At 45.5% G+C, this 26,562-nt stretch carries 31 protein-coding genes; 25 read left to right on the top strand and 6 right to left on the bottom strand.

What is annotated here, in order from left to right; all coding sequences use genetic code 11:
• Positions 1-318: 318 nt before the first annotated feature.
• Positions 319-780: an REP-associated tyrosine transposase gene (locus AC1RJL_RS04555; protein ID WP_492911554.1), complete on the top strand. Its 462-nt coding sequence runs from the start codon at positions 319-321 to the stop codon at positions 778-780.
• Between the two features lie 71 nt (positions 781-851).
• On the top strand, positions 852-1,574 hold the full coding sequence (locus tag AC1RJL_RS04550) for a hypothetical protein (RefSeq protein ID WP_492911553.1): 723 nt from the start codon (positions 852-854) through the stop codon (positions 1,572-1,574).
• Between the two features lie 177 nt (positions 1,575-1,751).
• Here AC1RJL_RS04550 and AC1RJL_RS04545 read toward each other — a convergent pair whose 3' ends face one another.
• A complete protein-coding gene (locus AC1RJL_RS04545) occupies positions 1,752-2,063 on the bottom strand; it encodes a hypothetical protein (protein ID WP_492911552.1) in 312 nt (103 codons plus the stop codon).
• Positions 2,064-2,113: 50 nt separating this feature from the next.
• On the opposite strand from AC1RJL_RS04545, the gene hepT reads away from it, so the two are divergent.
• The 3 genes from hepT (at position 2,114) to AC1RJL_RS04530 (ending at position 3,912) form a co-directional block, all read left to right on the top strand.
• Positions 2,114-2,518 carry a type VII toxin-antitoxin system HepT family RNase toxin gene (gene hepT / locus AC1RJL_RS04540; RefSeq protein ID WP_492911551.1) on the top strand — a complete coding sequence of 135 codons (405 nt, stop codon included), beginning with the start codon at positions 2,114-2,116 and terminating at the stop codon, positions 2,516-2,518.
• A gap of 195 nt (positions 2,519-2,713) precedes the next feature.
• A complete protein-coding gene (locus AC1RJL_RS04535; protein WP_492911550.1) occupies positions 2,714-3,241 on the top strand; it encodes a lipocalin family protein in 528 nt (175 codons plus the stop codon).
• A gap of 17 nt (positions 3,242-3,258) precedes the next feature.
• Positions 3,259-3,912 carry a sulfotransferase gene (locus AC1RJL_RS04530; RefSeq protein WP_492911549.1) on the top strand — a complete coding sequence of 218 codons (654 nt, stop codon included), beginning with the start codon at positions 3,259-3,261 and terminating at the stop codon, positions 3,910-3,912.
• Between the two features lies 1 nt (position 3,913).
• On the opposite strand, the gene AC1RJL_RS04525 is transcribed toward AC1RJL_RS04530, so the two are convergent.
• Entirely contained in the window at positions 3,914-4,999 is a 1,086-nt protein-coding gene (locus AC1RJL_RS04525; RefSeq protein ID WP_492911548.1) for a zinc-binding metallopeptidase family protein, read from the bottom strand.
• Positions 5,000-5,205: 206 nt separating this feature from the next.
• On the opposite strand from AC1RJL_RS04525, the gene AC1RJL_RS04520 reads away from it, so the two are divergent.
• Together AC1RJL_RS04520 and AC1RJL_RS04515 are read left to right on the top strand one after the other, a co-directional pair.
• Positions 5,206-5,646 (top strand): hypothetical protein, encoded by a 441-nt coding sequence (locus tag AC1RJL_RS04520; protein ID WP_492911547.1) that lies wholly within the window; start codon positions 5,206-5,208, stop codon positions 5,644-5,646.
• A gap of 68 nt (positions 5,647-5,714) precedes the next feature.
• Entirely contained in the window at positions 5,715-6,422 is a 708-nt protein-coding gene (locus tag AC1RJL_RS04515) for a glutathione S-transferase N-terminal domain-containing protein (protein ID WP_492911546.1), read from the top strand.
• A 631-nt stretch (positions 6,423-7,053) separates the two neighbouring features.
• On the opposite strand, the gene AC1RJL_RS04510 is transcribed toward AC1RJL_RS04515, so the two are convergent.
• Positions 7,054-7,347, bottom strand: a complete 294-nt coding sequence (locus AC1RJL_RS04510; RefSeq protein ID WP_492911545.1) for a hypothetical protein — start codon at positions 7,345-7,347, stop codon at positions 7,054-7,056.
• A 312-nt stretch (positions 7,348-7,659) separates the two neighbouring features.
• On the opposite strand from AC1RJL_RS04510, the gene AC1RJL_RS04505 reads away from it, so the two are divergent.
• Positions 7,660-8,046: a transmembrane 220 family protein gene (locus tag AC1RJL_RS04505; protein ID WP_492911544.1), complete on the top strand. Its 387-nt coding sequence runs from the start codon at positions 7,660-7,662 to the stop codon at positions 8,044-8,046.
• 61 nt (positions 8,047-8,107) lie between these two features.
• The gene (locus tag AC1RJL_RS04500) at positions 8,108-8,320 is read left to right on the top strand and encodes a hypothetical protein (RefSeq protein WP_492911543.1); all 213 of its coding nucleotides are present in this window, start codon (positions 8,108-8,110) and stop codon (positions 8,318-8,320) included.
• A gap of 1 nt (position 8,321) precedes the next feature.
• Here AC1RJL_RS04500 and AC1RJL_RS04495 read toward each other — a convergent pair whose 3' ends face one another.
• Positions 8,322-9,701: a GGDEF domain-containing protein gene (locus AC1RJL_RS04495; protein WP_492911542.1), complete on the bottom strand. Its 1,380-nt coding sequence runs from the start codon at positions 9,699-9,701 to the stop codon at positions 8,322-8,324.
• Between the two features lie 231 nt (positions 9,702-9,932).
• On the opposite strand from AC1RJL_RS04495, the gene AC1RJL_RS04490 reads away from it, so the two are divergent.
• Complete coding sequence (locus AC1RJL_RS04490; RefSeq protein WP_492911541.1) at positions 9,933-11,090, top strand: glycosyltransferase; 1,158 nt, start codon at positions 9,933-9,935, stop codon at positions 11,088-11,090.
• A gap of 95 nt (positions 11,091-11,185) precedes the next feature.
• Entirely contained in the window at positions 11,186-11,698 is a 513-nt protein-coding gene (locus AC1RJL_RS04485) for a hypothetical protein (RefSeq protein WP_492911540.1), read from the top strand.
• Positions 11,699-11,842: 144 nt separating this feature from the next.
• Here AC1RJL_RS04485 and AC1RJL_RS04480 read toward each other — a convergent pair whose 3' ends face one another.
• Complete coding sequence (locus AC1RJL_RS04480; RefSeq protein WP_492911539.1) at positions 11,843-12,853, bottom strand: hypothetical protein; 1,011 nt, start codon at positions 12,851-12,853, stop codon at positions 11,843-11,845.
• Positions 12,854-13,608: 755 nt separating this feature from the next.
• Between AC1RJL_RS04480 and AC1RJL_RS04475 the strand changes: the two genes are divergently transcribed.
• The 5 genes from AC1RJL_RS04475 to AC1RJL_RS04455 all read left to right on the top strand — a co-directional run bounded on the left by AC1RJL_RS04475 (position 13,609) and on the right by AC1RJL_RS04455 (position 16,617).
• Positions 13,609-14,364 carry a Crp/Fnr family transcriptional regulator gene (locus AC1RJL_RS04475; protein WP_492911538.1) on the top strand — a complete coding sequence of 252 codons (756 nt, stop codon included), beginning with the start codon at positions 13,609-13,611 and terminating at the stop codon, positions 14,362-14,364.
• A gap of 297 nt (positions 14,365-14,661) precedes the next feature.
• Entirely contained in the window at positions 14,662-15,201 is a 540-nt protein-coding gene (locus tag AC1RJL_RS04470) for an NADPH-dependent FMN reductase (protein WP_492911537.1), read from the top strand.
• 180 nt (positions 15,202-15,381) lie between these two features.
• Entirely contained in the window at positions 15,382-15,669 is a 288-nt protein-coding gene (locus AC1RJL_RS04465) for a hypothetical protein (protein ID WP_492911536.1), read from the top strand.
• On the top strand, positions 15,641-15,883 hold the full coding sequence (locus AC1RJL_RS04460) for a cysteine-rich CWC family protein (RefSeq protein ID WP_492911535.1): 243 nt from the start codon (positions 15,641-15,643) through the stop codon (positions 15,881-15,883). The genes AC1RJL_RS04465 and AC1RJL_RS04460 overlap by 29 nt, the downstream gene beginning before the upstream one ends.
• Before the next feature lie 191 nt (positions 15,884-16,074).
• Positions 16,075-16,617 carry a shikimate kinase gene (locus tag AC1RJL_RS04455; RefSeq protein WP_492911534.1) on the top strand — a complete coding sequence of 181 codons (543 nt, stop codon included), beginning with the start codon at positions 16,075-16,077 and terminating at the stop codon, positions 16,615-16,617.
• A gap of 4 nt (positions 16,618-16,621) precedes the next feature.
• Here the strand turns inward: AC1RJL_RS04455 and AC1RJL_RS04450 are convergent, their stop codons facing one another.
• On the bottom strand, positions 16,622-17,788 hold the full coding sequence (locus tag AC1RJL_RS04450; RefSeq protein ID WP_492911533.1) for a hypothetical protein: 1,167 nt from the start codon (positions 17,786-17,788) through the stop codon (positions 16,622-16,624).
• A 206-nt stretch (positions 17,789-17,994) separates the two neighbouring features.
• On the opposite strand from AC1RJL_RS04450, the gene AC1RJL_RS04445 reads away from it, so the two are divergent.
• From AC1RJL_RS04445 to AC1RJL_RS04405, 9 genes are all read left to right on the top strand, one after another.
• Positions 17,995-18,702 (top strand): YceH family protein, encoded by a 708-nt coding sequence (locus AC1RJL_RS04445; RefSeq protein ID WP_492911532.1) that lies wholly within the window; start codon positions 17,995-17,997, stop codon positions 18,700-18,702.
• Between the two features lie 67 nt (positions 18,703-18,769).
• Positions 18,770-19,138 (top strand): YggL 50S ribosome-binding family protein, encoded by a 369-nt coding sequence (locus AC1RJL_RS04440; RefSeq protein WP_492911531.1) that lies wholly within the window; start codon positions 18,770-18,772, stop codon positions 19,136-19,138.
• A 413-nt stretch (positions 19,139-19,551) separates the two neighbouring features.
• The gene (locus AC1RJL_RS04435) at positions 19,552-20,319 is read left to right on the top strand and encodes a GntR family transcriptional regulator (protein WP_492911530.1); all 768 of its coding nucleotides are present in this window, start codon (positions 19,552-19,554) and stop codon (positions 20,317-20,319) included.
• A complete protein-coding gene (locus AC1RJL_RS04430; RefSeq protein ID WP_492911529.1) occupies positions 20,319-22,061 on the top strand; it encodes a fumarate reductase/succinate dehydrogenase flavoprotein subunit in 1,743 nt (580 codons plus the stop codon). Before AC1RJL_RS04435 ends, AC1RJL_RS04430 begins: the two co-directional genes overlap by 1 nt.
• Before the next feature lie 10 nt (positions 22,062-22,071).
• Complete coding sequence (locus AC1RJL_RS04425; protein ID WP_492911528.1) at positions 22,072-22,317, top strand: 4Fe-4S dicluster domain-containing protein; 246 nt, start codon at positions 22,072-22,074, stop codon at positions 22,315-22,317.
• A 121-nt stretch (positions 22,318-22,438) separates the two neighbouring features.
• Positions 22,439-23,860 carry an ABC transporter substrate-binding protein gene (locus tag AC1RJL_RS04420; protein ID WP_492911527.1) on the top strand — a complete coding sequence of 474 codons (1,422 nt, stop codon included), beginning with the start codon at positions 22,439-22,441 and terminating at the stop codon, positions 23,858-23,860.
• Positions 23,861-23,870: 10 nt separating this feature from the next.
• Positions 23,871-24,680: an ABC transporter permease gene (locus tag AC1RJL_RS04415; protein ID WP_492911526.1), complete on the top strand. Its 810-nt coding sequence runs from the start codon at positions 23,871-23,873 to the stop codon at positions 24,678-24,680.
• Complete coding sequence (locus AC1RJL_RS04410; RefSeq protein WP_492911525.1) at positions 24,677-25,555, top strand: ABC transporter ATP-binding protein; 879 nt, start codon at positions 24,677-24,679, stop codon at positions 25,553-25,555. The genes AC1RJL_RS04415 and AC1RJL_RS04410 overlap by 4 nt, the downstream gene beginning before the upstream one ends.
• A 37-nt stretch (positions 25,556-25,592) precedes the next feature.
• The gene (locus AC1RJL_RS04405) at positions 25,593-26,558 is read left to right on the top strand and encodes a HEAT repeat domain-containing protein (RefSeq protein ID WP_492911524.1); all 966 of its coding nucleotides are present in this window, start codon (positions 25,593-25,595) and stop codon (positions 26,556-26,558) included.
• Positions 26,559-26,562 lie beyond the last annotated feature (4 nt).

Here is a 26,562-nt window from a genome sequence, read left to right as displayed (position 1 = left end):
GCATGCATTTTGGTTTTGGTGGTTGCGGATGTATGGTCATGTTGCGGTTCGTTCCTCACCGGCAACCTACGAAGCACCCTGACACGAATTACGTGCGAAACCGTAGGTTGCTGGTGAGCCTGCGAACCGCAACATTCGTAATCAAAAATGGCGCGATGCATTAAGAATGCGGAAAACCAATCAACGGTGCATGCATTTTGGTTTTGGTGGTTGCGGATGTATGGTCATGTTGCGGTTCGTTCCTCACCGGCAACCTACGAAGCACCATGAAATAAATTACGGGTGGAATTGGGATTGATTTAATTACAGGGAGTGTGTATGCAATACCGGCGGGTTTATGTTGAGGGTGGATGTTATTTTTTCACTTTGGCATTGGCGGATCGCAAGAGCGATTTATTGGTGCGGGAAATTGATTGTTTGCGGGCGGCATTTAAAACGGTAAAGCAAAACCATCCATTCGAGATCAACGCGATGGTGGTAATGCCGGATCACCTGCACTGTTTGTGGACATTACCAAACAATGATTGTGATTACTCCGTGCGCTGGTCATTAATCAAAGCTAACTTCTCCCGCCGCATTGCCAAAAACGAATTAATTAAAACCAGTCGCCTCAAAAGAGGCGAACGTGGAATCTGGCAACGCCGTTTTTGGGAGCACATTATCCGTGACGAGAGGGATTTTTATAGTCACATTGAATACATTCATCATAATCCGGTGAAACATGGTTATGTAAGCAACGCGAAAGACTGGCCCTATTCAAGCATTCACAAGTTCGTTTAGGTTGGAGCGGGCCGAGTAGGCTGAGAAAGGCTCCCAACATTGTATTTTATAAACAGGAAACTAAAAACAATATGGAATCAGATTCAAAGATATTAACTGCCGTAATCGGGATAATAGCCCCACTAGCCATTAAAGTTATTCTATATATCCTAGATATTCCAGGTAAAACCCAAAAAATAAAAAAGGAAAACCTTGAGCTTCTAAAATCCTTTCCAGAAATTGAAAAAATCACAAGTAATGGAAGATATAAATTTCTTTACGAGGAAACATTTTTTCTAATATATAAAAAACCATTTAATTTTTATGAAATAAAAGAACTATTAAAGAAAAAATCCCCTACCCAAGCCATCAAGCGTTATTTAACTGCATCACCCTACATTAAAATATCCGAAAATGGAAAGCTTCAGTACGCCAAATATAATCGAATTAGATTCGACAATATAGCCACTCGCCTACCTGTATATAGGACAACACTTGGATTCCTTTACATATCTCTGATGGGATTTGGTATATGGGCAATTAACGTCACAGCTCCTGACATCAAGAAACTACCTTCTCTTTTTGAACAAGGAGCGTTCAGCCAATATATAAACACTATAGGCATCATATGTATTGGAGTGATTTGCATTATTTTAGCCATTAAAGTGCTATTGAAATTTTTTGCACTTCCGTTTAAAAGCGAATTGATAATCGATTTAGGGGATATAGAGGATAAAGAGTTGGTACTTATCAAAAGCGGGACGACACGGGCAGCCATCAATAAAATCAAAAAAGCGCTAACTCGTAAAAAATAATAGTTACACAACACGAAACGACTTACAACGTGGATTTGATGTAGGTTGGCGGTGAGGAACGAACCCCAACATTCGTCATCACCGATGACACAAGATTTAATTCAAGCGAAAAACCAATTAACGGCACATGCATTTTTGGTTGTGGTGGTGGAGTATGGTCATGTTGCGGTTCGTTCCTCACCAGCAACCTACATACACCTCTGCATCCGTAAAAAAATATCTGCCAAACCTGCAATTGCTTGTGGTGGACTCCACTTCTTGATCAATTTTGTTGCACAAGGCTTGTAACAGGAAAACCTGTTCTCGCAACCGGCAAAAATAATTTTCTTCTATATCTTTTTGTACACTATGACCGATCAGCTCCAGGAATTTGCCATCTGGTGCTTGGAGTTTGATGCAACTTTGTTGGTAAAACGCGTATTGAAAGGGATCAAGAGTAATAACGCAGGAGGATTTGGTGTCTGACGCCAAGGGAGTGATATTGTCCATAATTCATACCATAGTCTTGATTGCAAACCCGCCCCATGAGGTTGCAATTCATGGAGGCGGACTGGACGAGGTTGCAACCACCGGCTCAAGACCAACACCGGCCCGCCCGAAAGCGGCCTCGCCCAGCCGCCATAACAACAGGCAAAGCTGTACGAGGACACAAAAACTCACGTTTTTGCGCCGGTCTTGAAATTGTCGGGGGTTGCAATCCCGGCAGCGGATTTACGCTGCGGGGGCAGAGTAGAAGAAGTGCGCGCGATGTTTTTACCCTGCTCGCTCAAGCCAACCTGATTGACAATACCCTCGCTGACACCATGAAACGTATGATCGGATTTCACACTATTGCCGTCCACGATTACCAAGCGCTGTTATTGCCGATTGTGGAAAATATTATTACGCATCACTTGGATGACTTCGTTAATTTTTCAAAACAACTTTTGCAGCATAAACAATAAAAAGACGGCCAATTAGTCCTCTCTCTTCGTTTTAATACCTGATTTTGATAGTCCTCGTTAATCTCACCTTGAGAAGATGTGCTGCTGCCTGCACACATATAAAAGATCAAGTGTTTGCCATCGTACATATTTAAAGAGCATGTCCTTGCAGAATTGATTTGATTTAAGCATTGAAAGTAGATCATTGAGGGCATAATGATGAAATACTTATTACTCAGCATCACATGGCTATTAGCAAGCTGTACCGGAGTTCCGGAAAATATAACGCCAGTGCAAGGATTTCAGGTAGAGCGCTATCTGGGAACCTGGTACGAGGTGGCACGGCTTGATCACCGGTTTGAGCGCGGCCTTAGTCATGTCACCGCCAATTACAGCGTGCGCGAAGATGGCGGAATAAAAGTTATTAACCAAGGGTACTCGCAGGAAGATAAAGCATGGAAAAGCACTGAAGGCAAAGCATACTTTGTGGATAAACCAGAAATCGGCCATTTAAAAGTTTCATTTTTTGGGCCTTTTTATAGCGCTTATGTGATATTTGATTTGGACAAAGAAAACTATCAATATGCATTAGTTACTGGAGCGGATAAAGATTACTTCTGGATTCTGGCTCGCCAGCCCAACTTTGATCCGGCATTGCTGGAACAATTAATCGAAAAGGCAAAAGCTTTGGGATTCGCCACTGATAAATTAATCAGGGTTGAACATTCGGGGAAAACGCAGTAAGTATTTTAAAAAACTTTATGACTAAAATTTTTATCATTGGCCTGCCACGTACGGGTACTACGAGCATTAGTGTGGCATTGCTGGATTATGGTTTTAAGGTCGCCCATACAGCCTATACCAAACGTGCATTTGAACTGGCAGATGTTATTTCTGATGCCCCCTGTTTTTCAGATTACAGAGAATTAGACCAACTCTTTCCTAATTCAAAATTTATTTATCTGGATCGCACATTGGAAAAATGGATTCCCTCTATACAAATGCTCATTAAAAAAATGCTTCCGGAATTAAAACCCAGGATAGGCTACTTGAACCCCGTACTGAAACGCAGTTTTAATACTACGTTTGCTACATTAACCGCAACAGATCCACTCTCTGCCACACATTTGGAAAATTGCTATGAAAATCACCAGCAAGAGATTTTTGATTACTTTTCTGGCAGGAGCGATCTTTTGACAATCGACATAAGCCGTAAGGGAAGCTTAAAAGAACTTCTAGCCTTCCTTGATATCAAGGCGGTAAATATCGGCGAGTTTCCGCACTTAAATGTGGGCAACAGAGTTGATAAGTGGCAGGAATTAAAGCACCCTAATAAAGTAAATTCGATGAGTGCAGGCATTGAACACCGCAAGTTTTTTGATTACGAGCAATTACTTAATAAAGCAAAAGCCTGATTTACTTCACTGTCGAAAATAGATTTTTATGCACAATACGGTGCACAAGATCCAATTTTTTAATAACCGGCTCGGCAAGTACAAACGGGTAAGCATGCTCATGCCCTACGCTGCGATTCAAACTATTTAAGGCGTAGGTTAACGGCAGCCAATGCTGGATCACATTAGTAAATTTTTTGCTGTCGTAGGGATTAACTTCAAGCGTAGCTTGCAAGTGCTTGCTATTGGAAATTTGCGGCGAAATCGTCAAGCCAAATTCATGTGCTGTTTCAAGCGTGTCAATAATGTGTAAATAATGCGCCCAGGTTTCCGCCCAATCTTCCCATGGATGACTACTCGCATAAGCGCTGACGTAATTTAATTGCCAATCGGCCACCGCACCATTTTGGTAATGAGTACTCAGTGCCTCGCCATAATCACGACTATCGTCGCCGAACAACTTCCTCACCGGCTCCAGCCACTCGGTATTGCGTACCAAAACATCCCAATAATAATGACCGGACTCATGACGAAAATGGCCAAGCAAGGTGCGATATTGCTCGGCCATATTTTCACGCATTTTTTCGCGTAAGGATGGATCAGCTTCATTGATATTAATGGTAATCAAACCGTTATCGTGCCCGGTCAGTACGCGATGAGACTCATCCGCCACCGGCGTCGTTTCAGCAAGAAAATCGAACGCCAATTGCGGTGCAGTGGGATCAGTTTGGGTAAGCGGTAAATCTAACGAGAGCAAACTGTAAATAAGACGTCGTTTTTCTGCTTCAATTTTCATCCAAAGCGCAAGATTATTTCCCACACTCAAATCGGGAATAGTGTGGTTTAACCGGCAGGCTTGGCAGAATTCATCAGGCTCATCGGCATTGATAACCCAATTACAAGCGCTGTGGTGTAAACCATTCGCACAATAGCGATATTTGGTTGGATCATCCGATTCAATCGGCGTGAGCAGACCATCTGGTGCGAGCGTGAAGGATTGTACTTGCAAACTCTCGGAATTAAATCCCAGAATTGCACCACAACGGGTGCAGGCGGTATTTTCGAAATACACTAACTGCCCGCAACTACTACATGTGGATAAACGCATAAATACCTCCTGGTATTTTATCCTCACGGAAATGACTACTATCACTCTCATCACCCTGGCCTACACATCAGCAGCTCAGGCGATCAAGACAAGGTGTTCGTGGAGGTTAGGCCTGACTTGGCCATAACTCTGTGCGCAAACGTACAGGGCTTACGCACAACAGGCTTTATTATGCAAAACAATTTATTTATCTACGGGTAGTGACTATGAAATCCACAATTATCGCTGTTGCACTGCTGATTCCCGCTACTTTATTCCTGGCCGCCTGTAACGATAAAAAAGCAGGGTCGCCTGGCGATCCAGGTACAACCGCAATAAGTTCAGCTGCATTGAGTTCAGTCGCGGTAAGTTCTATTGCGGCAACCACTCCTGCGCTAACGGATTCATGGCGAGGCAAATGGAATGGCCCCGAGGGAACCTTTCTTGAGATCAGTGGCGCTGAAGGGAAATATACAATTATTATTCAGGATCTGGACGGTCCTAAAACCTATGAGGGAATTAATAATCAAAACCAAATCGAATTTGAGCGCAATGGCGAAACAGAAACCATTCGAGCCAGCAATGGTGCCGAAACAGGTATGAAATGGTTTGCAGACAAACTAGACTGCCTCACCATTCACACTGGCGAAGGATTTTGCCGGGACTAAACGCCAACTTCCCCGTGAGATATTTTTTAACAAAGAAAAATGCTATGACCCAAGCCGGCAACAATGTCATGAATAATATTACACATTTCCCCATCACCCAAAAATGGCCGGCACAACATCCTGAGCGATTGCAGCTTTATTCATTGCCTACTCCCAACGGTGTTAAGGCAGCGATCATGCTGGAGGAAACCGGTGTGCCTTATGAGCCACATCTGGTGAACTTTGATACGAATGACCAGCTGTCGCCAGAGTTTTTGTCGCTTAACCCGAATAATAAAATCCCGGCGATTATCGATCCGAATGGACCGGATAACAAACCTATTGCCCTGTTTGAGTCGGGCGCGATTTTGATTTATCTCGCGGATAAAACCGGTCAGCTAATACCGTCAGATGCAATCGGGCGCTACGAAACAATTCAGTGGCTGATGTTTCAAATGGGTGGGATTGGCCCTATGTTTGGTCAAATTGGTTTCTTTAATAAATTTGCGGGCAAAAACTATGAGGACAAACGTCCATTAGAGCATTATGTGTCTGAATGCCGTCGTTTATTGAATGTACTTAATCAACGCCTTGAGCAAGGCATTTGGATTATGGGCGATACCTATACAATTGCTGACATCGCCATTTTCCCCTGGGTTCGCAACCTGATCGGTTTTTATGAAGCAGGTGATTTAGTGGGAATTTCCGATTTTCCCAATGTCACTTACTCCTTGGCGGAATTCATTCAAAGGCCTGCCGTAGTACGCGGACTCAATATTCCCAAGATAGATAAATAGATATTTTTGCGAAGAAGAAAATACCCATACTGGCAGACAAGATTATGCTGGGGCTTACTCCAAACCCCGGCTTCATAATCAATCGATTAATAAATAATTACTACGTCCACTCATCATCAAGATGCATCTGCACCTGAGAATCACCTTGAAATCAGCCTACAATTAACTTGAGTAAAAATGCAATATAAAAGCAAAAGGTATAAATAAAGCGGCTGCGATAATGACAATTGTAAAAGCGTTTTCGCCAAATAACTCGTAGTGCTGATCGATTTTATTTTCGTGCTCATGGACACCAGGTAGATGTTTCATTGCATCATTCCCTCAGTCAAATTACTTGTTGGAATATTGGCAGACATCACCGAATATTGAATTAGAGGCCACTGCTAATTAACCTCTCGAATAAAGGTTAGCAAACTCCCGGCAGCCATAAATAGATTATATTTTTATAAACAAAACCACCAAAATGCTAAAAAATCGTACCAGTTATATTCACTATAAAAACGCGCATATCACTTCAAATTGAACTACATCATTCGCGCCAGCCTAGAGCAGGATTTTACACTTGTGTATAGAGGGAGGCTGATTTCCGGAAACTTGTATTGATAACCGATGCTTTTGTCTGCGTCGAAATCTATACGCGCACATCGATCCTGTGTACTTGAGGCTCATAATCTGCGACAGCATTAAAAGCACGGCTAACCGGATCGGTATTTTGCGGAACCCGTTTACTCGCACTTTTAGCCTCGCTGGCTTTTTCCGGGGGAACAATAGGCGGGGTAGAGGTTTGAACGGAATACTCGTTCGGCTTTTTGGGGTCAAGTTTTGCCTCAAGGATGGCGGGATTGCGTTCGGCTTGGAAATTATTGCGCGTAAGCGTCCCGCCAAACCCAAGCGACGAATATCCGAGAGAATCACCAATAACCATAATTAAAAAAGCCTGTTTAAGAGTTACGCAGTATAGACAAGCCGCGGCATGCTTCCTATAAAATTAAATTTGGGAAAAACGACGATTCCGGCATTCTGGCTATATGGAAAGGCAGTAGAATCGGGATAGTGTTATTAAAAATAATGCTTTATAACTATCTAAAAAATCAGGGAGGATTTACACCTTATTATGTCAATCGATAGAATGAAAGCCCCATACCGCAGCAAATTGATAAGAAATCCTGCGATAGAGGTTTTATTATTTTAATTTTGGTGCAGGCAGCAACCCTCCCCCCATGGCCGAGAATTTACGATGACCTATGTTGCAAAGACCAGCGCCGCCCTATTTTCCCTGATCCTGATTGCTTTTGCCGGTTTACAGCTCAACGATCCTGACCCGACCATTTGGACGGGATTCTATCTGGTCTGCGCAGCAGTACCCCTGCTGCTGTTATTCAATAAATTTTTACGCCCTCTCTTCTGGTTGGCGCTGGTGTTGTGTGGAATTGAGTTAGCCCTTTCCGGCCCCGGTGCTTATAATTATTATTTGCATATGGATCAAGAGCCGCTCATGCAAAGCATGAATCCTGAAAAGCCTTACATAGAGGAAACGCGTGAATTTTTAGGTGCAGCTATTGCTTTGGGGTTGATATTAGCCAGTGCCTGGCTTGCGCGTTATATCCTAAAAAAGAATAAATAATTTTTTATCCTCGTGCCTTCCGGCACAATTATTATTAACGTCTGACAAAGGTGATTACACTATGCACTTACAAAAAAAACTGGGCATTGGTTTTGTTCTCTTTGGTATTGTTATTATTGTCGGTATGTATTTTGTTACTAACAGTGGAGCATTTTTATTCTCTGCATTAGTCGGTTTGATGGCGATATTCTTCGGCGCATTCCAACTTATGATTGCCAGCCAAGCCACCGCGCACAGTGGCTCCAAGACGAGAGCCAGAAAAGCAAGGAAATAACTCAGGAACTCGCCAAAGCCACCTGATTACGCCCAAGACGTTTTGCATTGTAAAGTGCTTGATCGGCTCGTTTGATCCAATCACCGGCGGATTCACCGAGCACAAAATCTGCCACACCCAAGCTAATGCTCAAAGTTCCCGTTAAATCAAAATCAGCGGTGGATATGGCGTGACGCAATTTTTCGGCGACATTACTTGCAGCGAGAAGGTTAATTTGCGGCAACAGAATTAAAAACTCTTCCCCGCCCCAGCGTCCCAATGCATCTGACTGCCGCAGATTCCTGCTCAGGATCTCGCATACCTGTCGCAACACTTTGTCGCCGGTTGGATGGCCGTAATTGTCATTGACCGCCTTGAAATGATCGATATCCAAAATAATTAACGCAGTTGACTGGGAGTAGCGCTGTGCACGTTCGACTTCATCGTGCACCAGCGATTCCATGTGGCGACGATTGAACACCTGGGTTAACGAGTCGGTTATTACCAGGATATTCGCTGCAGCCAACGCATCTTGCAAAGCTTGGGTTCGCTCAGCAACTCGCGCCTCCAGATGGCTCTGGTAGTCCAGGTTATCGTCCAGCAGCACTCCCATTAACAACATTGGCGTCCCCAGGGCGAGCACAATTAGCGACCAGCGGCTGAATGCCTCAATCCCTGTACCGAGATGCAAAGGGTCCTGTCCCAGCACCACCATTAACGCAGCACTGCCTCCTGCCACGGAAACGGCCAGTGCCGCACCGACGAATCGCAGCTGAATAATAATGAAAGCGACCAGGGGAAATAATAACGCCGCCAGCGATGGTTCAAATCGAGCCAACAATAGCGGAATAGGAATCGCGAAAGCACTGATGAGTAATGGATAGTTGATGGCCGCCAAGGTGCTGTTGCGCAACGCCAGCCATAAGGGCACCAATAGAAATAGTCCCTGCATGTCGGACAAAGCCATCATCGTAAAGCGGGTAATTAATTCATCCGCATGAATTAGTCCGACAGCCAGATGCACGGCAACCATTCCGGCAATAGTGACGGATACCGCTACGATAATCGCCACCAAAAACCGCTGTAATCCCAAGCGGCTGAAGCGGGATTCATTATCCAATCGCCATAGGCGCCAAGCGAGGAAGCTTTGTAAGGTATCAAACAAGGGACTAAAGATGGCGAGCAATAGCGTCGCCAGGAATCCGTTTTCCGCCATCGCCCAATAAGCATAGGGCGCGTTGACTAACAGTGATGCAAAAAATACCAGAGGAATTGCACGGCGGCGAAAGAGGCAAAACATAATCAACCCAATTCCGGAGGCCAGCCATACTTGCGCAAAAAAAGTGCCTGGAAATGCAGCGTAATGGATGCCCGTATAACCCAAGGCTATATAAATCAACATGAGCAAAGGCGCCCACCGCCAGGACAGTCCTTGCCGGACGGACGCTACAGAATAATGGAACAAAAAGCACCTCCGCAGGCATCACCTCGTTTGAGTATAGTGATGATTGGCGGGCTGGCGGTTAAAACTTCATCATTCCCCCCGACACCAACCTGCAACAATTTGCCTTTAGCCTGAGCGCCTGGACACAAACAATCTACCCCACCTACGCGTAAGGTTACAGGCGCCGTTATGTTATCTACCCTGCAACAGCTCAGTAAAATTGGCCATCAAATGGATGGCGCGCTCCAACGATACAAATCTGTACTCTATCCCCAACGCTATATTAATTATCGCCGTTGGCTGAAACTGCAGTGTAGGGATGTTCCCAAAGACCAACCGATTGTAGTATTCGATTTTCGCGACACCCGAATCGATGGCCCACAAGGGCGGCGTTTTTACACGCTATTTATTTTCTTCGTTCGCGCCGGATTCCACCCTGTATTGCGGGAAAATTATTTAGTGCTAGGCAATATTCAGGAGAAACACAAACAATATTGTTTGCAGGAAAATTTCAGTGTACTCACCGATGCTAACGATCTTCCCGCAGATTATTTATTAGTGACCGACAAATGGTACTCCAGTCTATCCAATAAAGCCCACAAGACAATCACCGTTAATTATCGAGCTGGTTATCAACCTACTGATGTTTGTTTTCCTATGCCTTTTCCGATGTTCTCGCCGATTTATGCTGAACAGCAGGATTTGCAATTGAATAGCTATCGCCAGCAAACGCGACACTGGAAAATATTTTTTGGTGGCGATGCAGAGCACGGAAAATACAACAAAAAATCGATTCGTGAAATTTATGCAAAGCTGAGCCGCACCCAATTAATAACTTGTCTATCAAGCAAACTGGGACCTGAGCAATACCTTGAATTAAACAATAACGATGCATTGTTAATGGCATTGCAAAACCGCCATTCCGGTGTAGTTGTGATGAACACCCGTCAATGCAAAGTAATGCCAATCCATTGGCTTGGGACACTCGCACGCGCAAGTTTCTTTCTGGCATGTCCTGGTGTGCGCTACCCTATGTCGCATAATTTAATTGAAGCGCTCGCGGTAGGCAGTATTCCCATTACCCAATATCCGGAAATGTTTTTTCCACCATTGGAAGACGGGAAAAATTGCCTGGTGTTTAATAACGAAAGTGAATTACTAAGCGTCATTAATAAAGCCATGGCGATGAGCGAAATTGATATTGCCACTATGGCACAAGCTGCCAGCCACTATTACGAATCTTATTTGGCGCCGAAGACGTGTATCCAGCGACTCATTCATCAACACGACCGACGTATTAGCCTGCGTTTGTTACCATTTTTAAAAGCCGGCGGTGGTTTTGCCTAAAAAATAGGTTGGACAACGCACAGATATTTTTTCTTGGCAATACCCACAATAATAAGTGGAAAACCAGCCAAATTTGGCCTTCAGGAGAAAATATTATGAGCGACTACTTACACCATGTATCAGGCTTTTTTGCGCATGATGATCAAGCATTTGATGCAAAAAATAAGTTGTTAGCAGCCGGGATACCCGCAACACGTATTCATGTGCTGGATAAAACAACTCCCTTGCCACCCCGCGAAGCAACTGAAGACAGCAATGGTGTACTGAAAGACATGTTGGTGGATGGCGCCATAGGTACAGCCGTAGGGACGGGTGTGGGTGCCTTAGCGCAGATTGCATTGGTAACAGCGAATGTCAGCTTATTTGTGGCCAGTCCATTGATAGCTCCGTTAGTGATGATAGGCTGGGGCGCAGGTCTGGGTGGATTTCTGGGCGCCTCTGTAGGAGCGGCAAAAAAACCAAAACCTTTTGCTGATTTGGTAAAAGATGCCATCACCAATGATCAATATGTGTTAATTGTTGAAACAATTACACCGGAAGAAACTACTCAAACCCAGGATGTTATCCGCGACGCGGTAGGTGATTTTACTGATATAAAAAAAACCTGATTCTTTAAAAGAATCAGGTTTTGATTACAACAATACTCACCCAAAATCAGGTGAGTATTGCAATTAAAATAATAATTGGAATCGGAATACCAAGAAACCACAATAATAATGAACGCATAACATTTCTCCTTCGTCGTATGAAAATTACAAATCGCGTTGACGACCACCACAAGTAGCAAGCCAGCTAGCAGTAAATGCGCCTATCAGTAAAGATACAAATAACCACAGCGAAATATAAGCTGTTGCTTTACGTGCTTCATCGGCAGTTTCTTTAGCTGCCGTCTCAGCTGCACGCAATTTGGATTGCCAAAGGTTGTAAGTATCTGTGACTCGTTTTTCTGCATCGGCCTGACTTAATTCTGTGTGCTCAGCAACGATTTGCCCCAGGTACTGCGCATCACTTTCAGGCAGAGAATCATTTCTTAATGCATTCACAAAGATGCGGGCCACTTCAGCGCTTGGAATATTCTCATTTCCGGCAACCCGGGTTTCTGCTGCTGGAGGATTACTACCAGCTGGCACAGCCGGGGCTGGTGCTGTAGGAGGTATATTGGTTGGAGTTGCAACAGGAGCAGCAGTTGCAGACTTGCGGAATAAGGCATCAATAAAATAACCGGTCGATTCTCCGTTTAAACCAAACTGGTCAGCATTTGCACCGGCAACGGCTCCTGCCACTGCTGCGGATGATGCAACACCACTCACCACAGTCGCTCCCGCTTTAACACCACCACCGAGAATAGCGCCGATTGTCGACGTCAATAAGCCCGCCGTAAACAACGTTGCCACCGCCCAAGCAAGAAAACCGTGGGCGGTATCGCGGAAGTAAACTTCATCCCTATCAGTTGATAACCATCTGGTTCTCAAACGACCGGCAAGATAACCACCAATACCACTCGCTGCTACCGCAGTCAGTGTAATCCAAAGAATGCCGGAGATACCTAACGTTTTTGCACTAACGCCATCATTCGCCCAAGGTGAAACTGAACTCAGTCCCAACCCTGATCCAAGTATCAATAGAATTAATGATAAAGCTGCCGCACCCGCTGCACCCGCAAAAATAGCGCCCCAGGATACTGCACTAGCTGCCCGGGCAACTTCAACGTCCGCTGCCAAGGTTCCATCTCTTCTTTCGTTTAATCCGATAGTAGTATTCACGCTATTCTCCTTCAGCAAAAATCGTATGCTGATTATTTTGAGTGGAAAGATACAATTTTCATTGTATTTCCGACTTTATTAATTAATGTGGTAAGAATCAGTGCGTTATCGAACGCTTTTAACAAATTAAATTTTTCTCCATCAAAGTAATAAAAATTTTTACATTCTGTTCCGCTCTTTCTTTGTCCTTTGCTACTCTATTAAAAAGTTATTCCATTAAAAAAAATCAAACCATTATTTTTATAAAATACATGACACATTCAAAGCGCAAACATCTCTAATAGTCCTCATTCCCAGCTATTTTATCCAAGCTACTACTTCAAATCAGGAAAGTTCACTAATGCACATATTTCATATTTCTATTAGCGAGCACTGATATGTCGCATAACGCCTCCATTATCCTGTAAGGAAGAGTTTGCCAACTCTATGCAAATTCGCTGAAAGCCGCGTAAACACTGGTTAAGACTGGTATTTAAAGCCAGAATTGATTGAAAAAGTTACAGAGGGGTGAAAGCATTTCAAATAAAATTTGCCTCTTGGAATCGACACCATAGAAACAAATTAACCTAGATAAACCAGTGAGTTACGCGGTATCCCGCACATAAAGGCGACATTTGGCAATGCAAAAAAATTACATAATTTTTTGCTGGCATGCATATTGCTAAATACCTTTCGAGCAAACATATACGAGAGATAATCTTCAGCACGGCACCAAGATTATTTTCTTTTTGATGAAATTAGAAAGGAGAACAAATATGTCTACATATATGAATCCACAAAGAAATTTACTCATCGATGCACTTAGTCTTGAAACGCAACGCCGTTTACTGCCACACCTTGAGGTTGTTCCGTTAAAACAAGGAAAAGTAATTGCCGAATCAGGTGATATAATGAGACATGTTTATTTTCCTATCGATTCAATCGTCTCACTGTTGTATGTAACCAGAGACGGTGATTCAACAGAAATTTCTCTCGTAGGTAATGAAGGTTTCGTTGGAATTGCATTATTCATGGGTGGTGAAAGTACTCCGAGCCGCGCAGTAGTGCAAAGCGCAGGTTACGCCTATCGTTTACCAGCAAGAAAATTTAAGGAAGAACTCGCACGTCACGGTGATTTGCAGGAATTAATGCTGCGTTACACACAATCATTAATTACACAAATGGCACAGACTGCTGTGTGCAATCGTCACCACTCAATCAATCAACAACTGTGCAGATTTTTGTTGTTGATGCTTGACCGCCTGTCAGACAATCATCTATTGCTTACCCAAGAAGTTATTGCAAATATGCTCGGTGTTCGTCGCGAAGGAATTACGGATGCAGCAGGAAAATTGCAAAAACTCGGGGTAATTGAATATACCCGCGGTCGCATTACCGTTCTGGATCGGGCTGAGTTGGAAAATTTAACCTGTGAGTGCTACACGATTGTTAAACAAGAAACGGATCGGTTGTTGCCACAACCGCATATCCATCGTCATCAGCACACTAATGTATATCGCCACTCTGCATAATGTTACGCGGCATAATTAATTTGGGTAGTAAAAGTGGTTCACAATATCGTCCAATCATTCACTAATGATTAATATCGTATTGACCCACTCTTACCCGACCAAAAAACCGTTTAAAAAGCACCAGGTCCAAATGCTTTTAAACGGTTTTTTCCTATCCATCGCTAATCAATTAAAAGCCCTCTTCACTTCTGCTAATAAGTCATTACATTCCGATCCCAAAATAGAATTGAATATTTAATCCAAATAGCAGATGCTAATACTCCAACTTCGATAACCCCAAGCATGGAGTATAGGTTTATGAACATTCTCGCCATCTGTGGCAGCTTGCGTAAAAAATCAACTAATGCGGGTCTTGTACGTTTCGCCCAGTCGAACGCCCCGGCGGGCAGCAATATTATTATTGCCGATCTATCAGAAATTCCTTTTTACAATGCTGACATCGCCGAAAAGCCGCCGGCTGTAACGCAATTACTGCAACAGGCCGGAGCTGCTGATGCACTGATTTTGGCAAGCCCGGAATACAATTACTCCATCGCCCCCGCATTGAAAAACGCGTTGGACTGGATATCGCGCGAACCAGAGAATGCCTTGTTAACGGGTAAAACTGTTGCGCTGATGGGCGCTGGCGGCGGCATGGGAACATCGCGCGCGCAATATCATCTACGCCAAGTATGCGTGTATCTTAACCTGCACCCGCTCAATAGGCCGGAAGTGTTTGCCAATGCGTTTAGTAATTCCTTCGATGGTGATGGCAACCTGGTTGATGAAAAAATCCAGGGAACAATCAAGGCACAGCTCGATGCATTAGTTGCCTGGACAGCACAATTGAAAAAGTAAAACCACAGAGATAATTTGCAACAACAAGTAAATGTCTCACTGGTAAAGCAAAAATAAAAACGGCGCTGGTTATCCCGGCGCCGTTTTTTTGATGGAATACAAAATTGGAAGCCTGTTATTTTGGTCGTTGTCGGTAAAGTCGGTATACTAGCGAACTCCTGTCCGCTATGAGGTATTCCCGTGAACTACGATGCCCGCACCAACACCTCCGAAGAAGACCGTACTGCCTTTATCCAATGGTTAACTGACCAGACAGTCGCCCAATTACAAGCGGCGCGCGGTAACGCAACCGCCATACACGGCGCGATTCAAATCTATGTCAAACACGCATTGGATGCATATCTGCCCTTTGAAGAGATCGAAGAGGTGCTTGGTATTAATGAACCCAGCATTATGGATTTAGCGGAACTATCCGAGGCTGACGAAGAAGCAGTAGTCGATGCCTTTGAAGATTTGTGCAATGCCTGATGCGGCAACACCACTGCCCAATCACCAGTGCCCGCTGTGTGGACATGCTAACGAATGCCTACCTGCCGATACCGGTAGCTTTAGCAGCGGGGGCAGTTGCTGGTGTAAATCCCGGCAATTTCCGCCCGAATTACTGGCACAGCTAAAACCTGAGCAGCGCAACAAGGCCTGTATCTGCCAAGGTTGCGTCGATCAGTTTCACTTACAATCGTAAAGTTTTTACTCAGTAATTATCTTGCTGTTACAGCGCGTTTTCCCGTTACTCACTGATGGCGACACTCCACTTAAACAACCGATCAGAGAGCGTAATGCGGTAATTTTTATCTGCCAGCGGCGCCTATATCAGCTATAGTTGAGACGTTTCACCCCCCCGTTCCACCACTACTGCTTGCAGGAGTACAGTTTATGAATTCCCCACTGAGTCCCTACAGCCAAAGCCTGATTTTGATTGGTATGCCCGGAGCGGGGAAAAGCACCCTGGGATTGCTGCTGGCGAAAAGCCTGGCAAAAGATTTTATCGATACTGATTTACTTATCCAGTTGGAACATCGCAAAACCCTGCAAGATATTCTTCAAGAGTGCGGTCATCTTGCGCTACGCGAGGCGGAAGAGCGTGTCCTGCTCAATGCGCAATATCCCAACCATATTATTGCTACTGGCGGTAGCGCGGTTTACAGCGCAGCAGGTATGCAACATTTAAAACACTTCGGGCCAATTATTTTTCTGGATGTCAATCTCGATGTGTTGGAACAGCGTATTCACAATATGGACAAGCGCGGCATAGCTCGTCCGGCAAACCAGACATTTGCCGAAGTGTATGCCGAACGTCGTCCGTTATATTTGCAATATGCGGATATAGTAATTGATTGCAACGGCAAGAACCTGGAGCAATTAATTGATGAAGTGATCTACGAAGAAGCAGATGCTTTTATCCAATACGAAGCCTGATCGATTAAAAAAGTTCTACCCTGCTATCGCAGTTTTCAATTGTCGGTTGGTCTGCCTCTCCCGAGGTCAACAGGTTGGTCGCCGTATCCAATTGCTGGATCAAGCTGCGAAAATGCACCTCCACTGCTGAAGTTGCCTCTTGTAATCCCTCAAGTGAATTCAATGCGCGCTCGGATAAGCTCAACAATTCCGATTCCTGCTCCATATTCAGGTCAAAACCCGTTGCCATCACTCGCAGTGAATTGGATAACCCGGTCATAATTTCCTTCACTGAATTGCGATTGTCTGCTGCAGCCATTTCCAACAGTGTCATCACCATGCGGGTATTATCTTGCTGGATTTTTAGTAGCGTATTGACCTTCAACGTTTTCGCGCGCGCCTCTGCAATTGAAACCAAATGCGCTAACACATCGCGCAGCCGACCATAACGCTCCTGGTCGAGATGAGGTGCATCAGTAACCAATAATTGAATGTGATCAAAACTGAATAATAAAAAACGCCCTTGCGATACGATGCGTGCTGCCGATAAACACGCACTGTGCAAAAGCTTTTGGTAAGAGATGGAAACATCTGCCGGAAAGATGGTGATGTCTTCTTCAAACATAAATTGGATCACCCCCTCCAGACGCAAATCTTTCAGGCACGCTAGCACTAAATGTGCAAGACGATGCAAATCCATAACGCCCTGCACTTTCTCCGCAAACACAGCGACGGTTCCCATCTCGGATGCAGATGACATCGCCGTAAAAGCAATGGTGGAAAAGTTTTTCAACTCTTCCTGCAAACTATTAATTGCTTGCTTATCCTCGTGGATTTTTTGTAGCACCACGTCGAAATCCGGTTGGCACATATCGACCGAAACGTAGCCATCTACGCCGAGCATGGTTAATTGCACGCGCGCTTCGGGGTGGCTGTTATTGGCTAAAAAGCCAACTTTGGGAAGATGCGGCGGGATAGAAGCAAGCCAGAGTTGCTCCAGCGGTTTACCGCCCGCCACTAACACCAGAATATCCACACTGGCACATAAGGCTATGAACTCATCTATCGTTGCAACCGGGACTTCGCAGGGCCGGGCCGAATCAAACAATTCTTCCTGCCTATCAATAATGATCTGCTGATTCGAAATCCGAAAACATCTACCGGGGTTCCCCATTAACCAAAGTACTTCCATAAAGTCGTCCTCGACAAAATAACTCATTACCACTTAACTCACGCTGTACATCTTATAGACACGATTAATGCTTAAAATATAGGCAGTAATTATTGCTGCCGCCATTACAAATTGTGAATAAAGCAGGGTACAGAAACGTAAAGAGTGAAATTTAACGGCCAGGGGCGTAGAGTGGCAGCCCCTCCGATGACCACCGAGACAGCGCCATGGAATCACTAGAAACCGATATAACCCATGAGGAGCCCGCCCTGCTCAACGCTATAGAGGCGCGTGTATTAGGTTCGCTGATGGAAAAACAGCTCACCACCCCCGACCAGTACCCATTGACGCTCAACAGCCTGCTGCTGGCCTGTAACCAGAAAACCAGCCGCGAGCCGATCAGCAATTATGAAAGTGGCGTTGTGCAGCGCGCTGTGAGCGAACTGCAAGACCGTAATTTTCTGGCCGTCGATTACGGCAGTCGCGCTGCGCGCTATGACCAGCGCCTGACTCGCGTCCTGAGTGTCGATAAACAGACACAGGCGATATTGACGGTAATGCTGCTGCGCGGCCCGCAAACTGTCGCTGAAATTTTAACCCGCACCCAACGTATGGCCGAATTTGCCAGCCCACAGGCGCTGGAAGAAAAGCTTCAACAGCTGTGCGCTAAAACCAAACCGATAGTGGTGCATATTCCCCGCCAGATTGGCCAGCGTGAAGATCGCTATACGCATTTGTTATGCGGCAAGCCGGATCTGGCTGCTATCGCCGCTATGCAGAGCAGCAGTTCCAGCTCAAGCAGAACAGGCAACGATGAACACACCGCGCAGTTGGAACAGAAAATCCAGCAATTGGAAACCCGTATTGAATTATTGGAAAAACAAGTTGCGACATTGATGGATTTAAACGGTGTCAGCAATGCCGACTTGACCTGATCCGCCCGGAACAACAACAGTAGAATTCGTAAATTTATTCAAGTGTGATTAAAGAAAGGTAAAACCAATGACCGCAGTAGATAACGCAAACGTTAATAAAGCCCCGCAACGCAGCAAACGTTTGCGTAAAAAATTATTTCAGGACGAGTTCGCCACTTTTGGCTTTGAACTGGAATGCGAATTCAAAAATGATTTGACTGACGAAACCATCAGCCAATTTGTCGATAGCTTTTTTATTGATGCCATCAACGCTGAAAACCTGGCATTTGGTGGCGGCTTGTCCAGCAAGCGCCTGTCCGGTTTTGTCGGCTCGAATAAACGCTATGGCTCTGCCACTGAAGCAGACAAAGCAAAATTGCTCGCGTGGTTAAAAGCACAACCACAAGTTGCCACTGTAGAACTGGGCGAAATTATTGATGCGAATTATTACATTTAAGTAATTTTCATTGTCTCACCGCTACAATCAAGTAGACGGTTTTTGTTTAAGCCGGCTCCCACAAGGAGCTGGCTTTTTCATACACTTCCGCCAGGATTGTCATCCCACGCTTAAATGCGGCCCTATCCGATTATAATCGGCATAAAATATTTCCCCCTATATAACCCGATCAAATCCAGACCCTGCTCAAAACTCAACACTCGCTCTTCAAGCTAAACCAGAGAAACCAAGGCTTTTGCAAATCACCAAACCCGAACTGTTTAAAATTAAACATTCGGTTTTTAAAAAGTTATAAGCATATAAAATTTAAATATTTTTAGAATCCAACTCCCTGTTTATATACTCTCCGCAACTTGTCATAACAAGTAGTAATGAGTTGATGATTGCAGGCCTTATAAATAGCAGAGCATTGGATGAATAAAAAAACTTCACCGCTAATTCCTTTTGCACCAGTTCCGCTTTACAACCAACTGAAAGAATTATTGCGTACACAAATATTAGATGGAACCTATCCTCCTGAAACACGTATGCCATCAGAAAGTGAACTGGGGGATAGATTTCACGTTAGCCGCATCACCGTGCGCCAGGCATTGGGAGATTTGCAGAAGGAAGGATTGATTTTTAAAATCCATGGCAAAGGTACCTATGTTTCGAAACCAAAAGCATTTCAAAACGTAAGTAAGTTGCAGGGTTTGGCTGAGTCTTTATCGCAATTGGGTTATGAAGTTATTAACCAATTAATCAGTGTGAAATTTATCAAAGCTGATACACGTATCGCCGAACGCCTGCAATTAAATGAAGGTGATAAGGTGACTGAAATAAAACGGGTACGCCTGATTAACCGCGAGCCAATTTCACTGGAGATATCTTATGTGTTGTCGGATATCGGTGAAAAATTACAAAAGGCGGATTTGATTACCCGCGATATTTTCCTGATTCTCGAAAACGATTTACAACTCAACCTCGGTCATGCCGATCTCGCCATCGACGCGGTATTGAGTGACGGCGATTTGGCGAAAGCGCTAGCTATCGAAGAGGGATCACCCATTATGCGTATTGAGCGGCTTACGCACACTGCCGACGGCAAGCCAATTGATTTTGAATTTTTATATTACCGTGGCGATGCCTTTCAATATCGCTTCAGGATTGATCGCCAACACAGTGAAGGCGGGAGCAGATAATGACCAGTTGGGAAAATATCAACACCATCGAACGGGAATACGACATTGTTGTGGTTGGCGGCGGTACCGCTGGTCCAATGGCTGCCATCAAAGCCAAAGAAAAAAATCCGTCGCTGAAAATTTTATTGTTGGATAAAGCCAACGTAAAGCGCTCCGGCGCGATCAGCATGGGTATGGACGGATTAAATAATGCCGTGATTCCCGGCCATGCAACACCCGAGCAATACACCAAGGAAATCACTATCGCTAACGATGGCATCGTCAATCAAGCAGCGGTTTATGCGTATGCCAAAAATAGTTTCGCTACGATTGAGCAATTGGATCGCTGGGGGGTGAAATTTGAGAAAGATGAAACCGGTGATTACGCAGTAAAAAAAGTACATCACATGGGTTCGTATGTATTGCCCATGCCCGAAGGCCACGACATTAAAAAAGTGCTCTATCGTCAACTAAAGCGCGCAAAAATTTCGATCACCAATCGCATCGTCAGCACGCGTTTATTAACCGATGCCGATGGTGCTGTAAATGGAGTGTTAGGTTTTGATTGCCGCACTGCTGACTTCCATGTGATTCGCGCAAAAGCCGTCATTTTATGTTGCGGCGCTGCGGGTCGTTTGGGGCTGCCGGCATCCGGCTACTTAATGGGAACCTATGAAAACCCGACCAATGCCGGTGATGGTTATGCAATGGCATATCACGCAGGAGCAGAGCTGGCGAATCTGGAATGTTTTCAAATCAATCCGTTAATTAAAGATTATAACGGCCCCGCCTGTGCTTATGTCACGGGTCCGCTCGGTGGTTACACTGCCAATAATAAAGGTGAACGCTTTATTGAATGCGATTACTGGAGCGGCCAAATGATGTGGGAATTTTATCAGGAACTGGAAGGTGGTAATGGCCCGGTATTTTTAAAACTGGATCACCTTGCGGAAGAAACCATCCAGAACATTGAAACGATTCTGCACAGCAATGAACGCCCAAGCCGTGGGCAATTCCATGCGAATCGCGGTACCGATTACCGCGAGAAAATGGTGGAAATGCATATCTCGGAAATTGGTTTTTGCTCCGGCCACAGCGCTTCCGGTGTATGGGTGAATGAACACGCAGAGACATCGGTTAAAGGTTTGTATTCCGCCGGCGATATGGCCGCGGTGCCGCACAACTATATGTTAGGCGCATTCACTTACGGTTGGTTTGCCGGCGTCAATGCAGCAGATTATGTCGCAGAGCGTGAATATACTGCTACAAACGCTGAGCAAATCGCGCAAGAAAAGCAGCGCGTGTATGCACCGCTATTGCGGGAGGACGGTTTACCACCCGCACAAGTCGAATACAAATTACGTCGCTTTGTGAACGATTATTTGCAGCCACCCAAAGTCACCAAAAAAATGGAAATCGGTTTGGAGCGCTTTGCGATGATTGAGCGAGATATAGAGCAAATCAAAGCCAACAATCCACACGAGTTGATGCGTGCAATGGAAGTAAGTGTGATCCGCGATTGTGCCGAGATGGCGGCGCGGGCATCGCTGTTCCGCACAGAAAGCCGCTGGGGTTTGTATCACTACCGGGTCGATTATCCCAAACGCAATGACAACGAATGGTTCTATCACTGTCATTTAAAGAAAGATGCACAAGGCAAGATGTTCAGTTTCAAGCGCGAGGTAGAACCCTACTTGATCCACCTGAATGCGCAGGAAGAAATTGCCTACCAGGGTTTGCGTTTAAAAGTTGCCAACAGCTAGGAGAAGATTCATGGCCCAGCAACAACAAAGTATTTTTTTCCGCAGCAATGCACCGGTAACTGTTGATGAAGAAAAATGCATCGCCCATAAAGGTTGCACGGTGTGCGTCGATGTTTGCCCCATGGACTTATTGGCTATTCATCCGGAAACCAATAAAGCCTTTATGCAGTTCGATGAATGCTGGTATTGCATGCCCTGCGAAACCGATTGCCCTACGGGTGCAGTAAAAGTGGAAATTCCCTATTTGCTGCGCTGATTTTCAGAAGGACTATTTGCTACCTGAGCTTACCCTCAGATGCCAATCAATAAAAACCTCTCGTTGCCTACCTCTACCTGAGGCGAAACGATAACCACCTGGATACCAGAGAGGAACGATTATGCGTTTTACCAACCGATTAGCCCTGGCGATTTCATTTGCCGCTTCATTTACGTTTGCCAGTATTAGCGCGAGCGCGGAAACCATCCGCATTGCACTCGGAACACAAGACACCACCATCAATTGCGCCACCGGTGGATTAATAATCCGCGAATTGAAATTGCTGGAAAAGTATTTACCCAAAGACGGTAAATATAAAGATGCAAAATATGAAATTGAATGGAAGAACTTTACCAGCGGCGCGCCGCTAACCAATGAAATGGTTGCGGGGAAACTGGACTTTGGTGCAATGGCCGATTTCCCCGGCTCCTTTAATGGTGTAGCCCATGAAGCCGCCGGCAAGCGCAGTATTTTTATCAGTGTGCTTTCCGGCAGCATTAAAGGCAGCGGTAATGGCATTGTGGTGCCCGCTGCATCAGCGGTGCAATCACTCGCCGAATTAAAAGGTAAAACGATTTCGGTTCCTTTTGCTTCTACTGCGCACGGGATGTTGCTCCGCGCAGTAAAAGCACAAGGTTGGGATTTGCAGAAAGATGTGCGCATTATCGCACAAGCACCGGAAATTGCCGGTTCTGCGTTAAAAAGCAACCGTATTGATGCACATGCTGACTTCGTTCCCTTTGCTGAACTATTTCCCAATCGCGGTTTCGCACGCAAAATTTATGACGGATCACAAGCCAACGCACCAACTTACCACGGCACTTTAGTGGATGAAGCTTACGCAAAAAAATATCCCGAAATTGTTGTGGCTTATTTGCGCGCAGCGATTGAAGCAGACCGTTTGATCGCTGCCGAACCGGAAAAATACAGTGAGCTGATTGAAAAATTAACCGGCATTGAAGCTGAAGTAAATTACCTGTTCCATGGCCCACTCGGATTACAAACTCGCGACTTGACCTGGAAACCCGAGTATCGCCAGGCAACTGTCACCGCAATCGATACGCTGAAATTATTAAAACGTACCGATAAAGGATTGGATGTAGCAACCTTTATTAATGACACCTATGTGCGTGAAGCCTTTAAACAAGCGGGTCGCAATTATGAGGCTGCGTTAAAAGATTATGCACCGCTGCCACTCAATGCCAAGGATGCAGTAAGCGGAAAACCGATTACCGATTTCAAACACCTCGCACAAATTTGGGTGCGCGATGAACCGCTGGTGCGCCATTACACATCATTTAAAGATGCGTTAGCTGAACTGCAAAAACTGGAAGAAGCGGGTACAGATATCCGCGCGATTTATGCCCAGGCATCAGACAGTGGAATTAAATTGCTCGCCAATCAGGCATGGTTTGTCCAGGGCAATAACGGCCAGCTGGATGCATTCCTGTTAAAAGAACAAGCTGAAACCTTTGCGAAACAACACGGTGGCAAAGCGTTGGCATTCAGTGCACTGCGCGGACAAGCTATCGCACTACGTTGAGATCTTAACTATGGCCAGTTTAAAGAAATCCAATGCACTACCCTCCCGTTTCACTACGGCGAGTATGCAATTAGGTTCTGTCGCAGTCTGCGTGTTGCTGTGGCATTTTGCATCCACATTGCAGATCGATTTGGGCGTAATTACATTTTCCAATGTGCCCACACCGCAAGCCGTTGTCAGCGCGATTTGGCAATTACTGCAATCCAACGCATTGTTACCCCACTTGGGTAGCAGCCTTGCGCGGGTATTTAGTGGTTATACGATGGCAGCAATCGTCGGCGTTGCATTGGGGCTGGTCATAGGACGCTCACGCAAAGCGGAAAACTGGTTGATGCCGCCATTGGAATTGCTGCGCCCTATTCCAGCAGTAGCCTGGATTCCGCTGGCGATATTAATGTTTCCCTCATCAGAAGCATCGATGATTTTTATCACCTTTACCGGTGCGCTGTTTCCAATTTTATTAAACACTATCCACGGCGTCGAAGCAGTTGATCCGCGGTTGATTGCATCATCGCGCAGCCTGGGTGCATCACCGCGTGCAATTTTGCGTGAAGTCGTGTTGCCTGGCGCATTGCCCAGTATTTTTACCGGCCTTTCTATCGGCATGGGCACGTCGTGGTTTTGCCTCGTAACAGCGGAAATGATTTCCGGACAATGGGGGATTGGCTATTACACCTGGTCGTCCTATGTAATTCAAAATTACGCCGATATCGTGGTGGGCATGTTGTTAATCGGTTTGCTCGGCATGGGCAGTAGCTGGTTAATAAAACGCATTGGCGATTGGTTAACGCCCTGGTATCGACTGCAAGGAAAATCATGATGACTATTTACGAAAACCAATCAACAGAAACAAGCCAACGAAATCCCGCTGTTGCACAGGGAGAAATCAACGCTCAACAATTATCTATTCGCCTCGGTACCGGTACCAATGAATTTGAAGCGGTACAAGCAGTGGACTTTAACATCCAGCCGGGCGAATTTGTATGTTTGCTTGGTCCTTCAGGTTGCGGAAAGTCGACCTTATTGGGTGCACTCGCCGGCCATATTATTCCGGCAAACGGTGTGCTTGAGGTGGATGGAGAAACCATCAACGGCCCCTCACCGGAACGCGGCATGGTATTCCAGCATCACACGTTATTTCCGTGGTTGAACGTGGTGGACAATGTTGCTTTCGGTTTGAAAATGCGTGGCGTTAATAAAGCGGAGCGCCAGGCGCGAGCGCTGGAAATGTTGCAGCAAGTTGGTTTGCAAGATGTTGCTACACGCTGGCCCAGCCAACTATCGGGCGGCATGCAGCAACGCGTGGAAATTGCGCGCGTATTAATTAATAAACCACGCCTGTTATTAATGGATGAACCTTTCGGCGCGCTGGATGCACAGACGCGGATGAAGATGCAGCAGTTGTTACTCGACATCTGGGGCCGCATCCGCACAACGCTGGTATTCGTTACTCACGATATTGACGAAGCACTTTTTCTTGCAGATCGTATTTTAGTGATGAGCCCTCGCCCAGGCAGATTTATCGAAAACCTGCCGGTAAATTTTGCGCGACCACGCCGCACTGAATTAGTGACGACACCGGAGTTTATGCAACTAAAACGACACTGCCTGGATTTATTAAATCACGAAGAGGGCCGTCAGCTACCGCGACTTTCGCCGCTGGGTTTACCACCCGAAACACGCATCGCCGTTTAACATTGCGTGCACTGATAGTTTACGAGAAGAATTGAACATGACGATGCAACTGACTACCGACAATCCCGATATTTTAATTTTGCAACCACGCTTGCAAGATAGTGATGCCAGCACACGCCGTATTGCTTTAATTGAACTCGCCGATCTTGAAGACCCGGATGCACTCCCTTGGCTCATGCACGCATTAACTTCCGATAGTAATGTAGATGTTCGTCGTGAAGCCGCACGCTTGCTGGAAGGTTGGGAAGAACCCGAAGTCGTTGAAGCCTTAAGCGCTGCACTTACCGATGCAGATGAAACTGTAGGTGAAATTGCAGCGCAAAGTTTAAGCCAGTTAAAAACGGCAGAACTCGGCCACATTATTTTGCGTTGGGTAAAACACCAGAATGCTGAGGTGCGCAAACATGCGTGGCGCGCGCTGCGTGAATTACGCCTGCCTGCATCTGCACCCGATGCGCTCACTGCATTACAAGATGAAAATGCCAATGTGCGCCGCGAGGCTGTTGGGGTTTTAGGTTGGCTAAAACATATTGACGCCTTGCCCGAGCTTGCGCGCCTTGCCAGTAATGATTCAGCAATAGAAGTGCGCCGTGCTGCGACCGGCGCATTAGGATTGGCAAACAACGATAGCGTACTACCTGCCCTACGCAGCGCGCTTAGCGATGCCGAATGGCAAGTGCGTGAAGAGGCTGCCGGCACACTCGGAAAATTGCGCCTGGCGGCAAGCGGCGATTATTTAATTAGTGTGCTTACAGATCCCTATTGGCAAGTGCGTTTACAAGCGGTTCGCGCATTGGGAAAGATTCGCTTTGTCCCTGCCACTAACGCGTTACTGGAATTACTCAGTCACAGCATTAGCAATCTGCGGAAGGAAACTGCGCTGGCATTGGGTGAGTTAGGTAATCCCGTCGCATTACCGGCGCTACGCGATGCGGAAAATGATAGTGATCCCGAAGTGCGCAAAGCGGTGCGGATTGCACTGGCGCAATTGGATAAACATTGAGGTA

Source organism: Cellvibrio sp. GW822-FHT04B05, assembly GCF_058800985.1.
The sequence above is the reverse complement of the archived record's forward strand: the minus strand, read 5'-3'. Positions and strand labels throughout refer to the sequence as shown.

Bases quoted from the DNA above. Each gene is read 5' to 3' on its own strand.
- AC1RJL_RS04555 (WP_492911554.1), top strand. From the start codon at position 319: ATGCAATACCGGCGGGTTTATGTTGAGGGTGGATGTTATTTTTTCACT.
- AC1RJL_RS04550 (WP_492911553.1), top strand. From the start codon at position 852: ATGGAATCAGATTCAAAGATATTAACTGCCGTAATCGGGATAATAGCC.
- AC1RJL_RS04545 (WP_492911552.1), bottom strand. From the start codon at position 2,063: ATGGACAATATCACTCCCTTGGCGTCAGACACCAAATCCTCCTGCGTT.
- hepT (WP_492911551.1), top strand. From the start codon at position 2,114: ATGGAGGCGGACTGGACGAGGTTGCAACCACCGGCTCAAGACCAACAC.
- AC1RJL_RS04535 (WP_492911550.1), top strand. From the start codon at position 2,714: ATGATGAAATACTTATTACTCAGCATCACATGGCTATTAGCAAGCTGT.
- AC1RJL_RS04530 (WP_492911549.1), top strand. From the start codon at position 3,259: ATGACTAAAATTTTTATCATTGGCCTGCCACGTACGGGTACTACGAGC.
- AC1RJL_RS04525 (WP_492911548.1), bottom strand. From the start codon at position 4,999: ATGCGTTTATCCACATGTAGTAGTTGCGGGCAGTTAGTGTATTTCGAA.
- AC1RJL_RS04520 (WP_492911547.1), top strand. From the start codon at position 5,206: ATGAAATCCACAATTATCGCTGTTGCACTGCTGATTCCCGCTACTTTA.
- AC1RJL_RS04515 (WP_492911546.1), top strand. From the start codon at position 5,715: ATGAATAATATTACACATTTCCCCATCACCCAAAAATGGCCGGCACAA.
- AC1RJL_RS04510 (WP_492911545.1), bottom strand. From the start codon at position 7,347: ATGGTTATTGGTGATTCTCTCGGATATTCGTCGCTTGGGTTTGGCGGG.
- AC1RJL_RS04505 (WP_492911544.1), top strand. From the start codon at position 7,660: ATGACCTATGTTGCAAAGACCAGCGCCGCCCTATTTTCCCTGATCCTG.
- AC1RJL_RS04500 (WP_492911543.1), top strand. From the start codon at position 8,108: ATGCACTTACAAAAAAAACTGGGCATTGGTTTTGTTCTCTTTGGTATT.
- AC1RJL_RS04495 (WP_492911542.1), bottom strand. From the start codon at position 9,701: ATGTTGATTTATATAGCCTTGGGTTATACGGGCATCCATTACGCTGCA.
- AC1RJL_RS04490 (WP_492911541.1), top strand. From the start codon at position 9,933: ATGTTATCTACCCTGCAACAGCTCAGTAAAATTGGCCATCAAATGGAT.
- AC1RJL_RS04485 (WP_492911540.1), top strand. From the start codon at position 11,186: ATGAGCGACTACTTACACCATGTATCAGGCTTTTTTGCGCATGATGAT.
- AC1RJL_RS04475 (WP_492911538.1), top strand. From the start codon at position 13,609: ATGTCTACATATATGAATCCACAAAGAAATTTACTCATCGATGCACTT.
- AC1RJL_RS04470 (WP_492911537.1), top strand. From the start codon at position 14,662: ATGAACATTCTCGCCATCTGTGGCAGCTTGCGTAAAAAATCAACTAAT.
- AC1RJL_RS04460 (WP_492911535.1), top strand. From the start codon at position 15,641: ATGCCTTTGAAGATTTGTGCAATGCCTGATGCGGCAACACCACTGCCC.
- AC1RJL_RS04455 (WP_492911534.1), top strand. From the start codon at position 16,075: ATGAATTCCCCACTGAGTCCCTACAGCCAAAGCCTGATTTTGATTGGT.
- AC1RJL_RS04450 (WP_492911533.1), bottom strand. From the start codon at position 17,788: ATGGAAGTACTTTGGTTAATGGGGAACCCCGGTAGATGTTTTCGGATT.
- AC1RJL_RS04445 (WP_492911532.1), top strand. From the start codon at position 17,995: ATGGAATCACTAGAAACCGATATAACCCATGAGGAGCCCGCCCTGCTC.
- AC1RJL_RS04440 (WP_492911531.1), top strand. From the start codon at position 18,770: ATGACCGCAGTAGATAACGCAAACGTTAATAAAGCCCCGCAACGCAGC.
- AC1RJL_RS04435 (WP_492911530.1), top strand. From the start codon at position 19,552: ATGAATAAAAAAACTTCACCGCTAATTCCTTTTGCACCAGTTCCGCTT.
- AC1RJL_RS04430 (WP_492911529.1), top strand. From the start codon at position 20,319: ATGACCAGTTGGGAAAATATCAACACCATCGAACGGGAATACGACATT.
- AC1RJL_RS04425 (WP_492911528.1), top strand. From the start codon at position 22,072: ATGGCCCAGCAACAACAAAGTATTTTTTTCCGCAGCAATGCACCGGTA.
- AC1RJL_RS04420 (WP_492911527.1), top strand. From the start codon at position 22,439: ATGCGTTTTACCAACCGATTAGCCCTGGCGATTTCATTTGCCGCTTCA.
- AC1RJL_RS04415 (WP_492911526.1), top strand. From the start codon at position 23,871: ATGGCCAGTTTAAAGAAATCCAATGCACTACCCTCCCGTTTCACTACG.
- AC1RJL_RS04410 (WP_492911525.1), top strand. From the start codon at position 24,677: ATGATGACTATTTACGAAAACCAATCAACAGAAACAAGCCAACGAAAT.
- AC1RJL_RS04405 (WP_492911524.1), top strand. From the start codon at position 25,593: ATGACGATGCAACTGACTACCGACAATCCCGATATTTTAATTTTGCAA.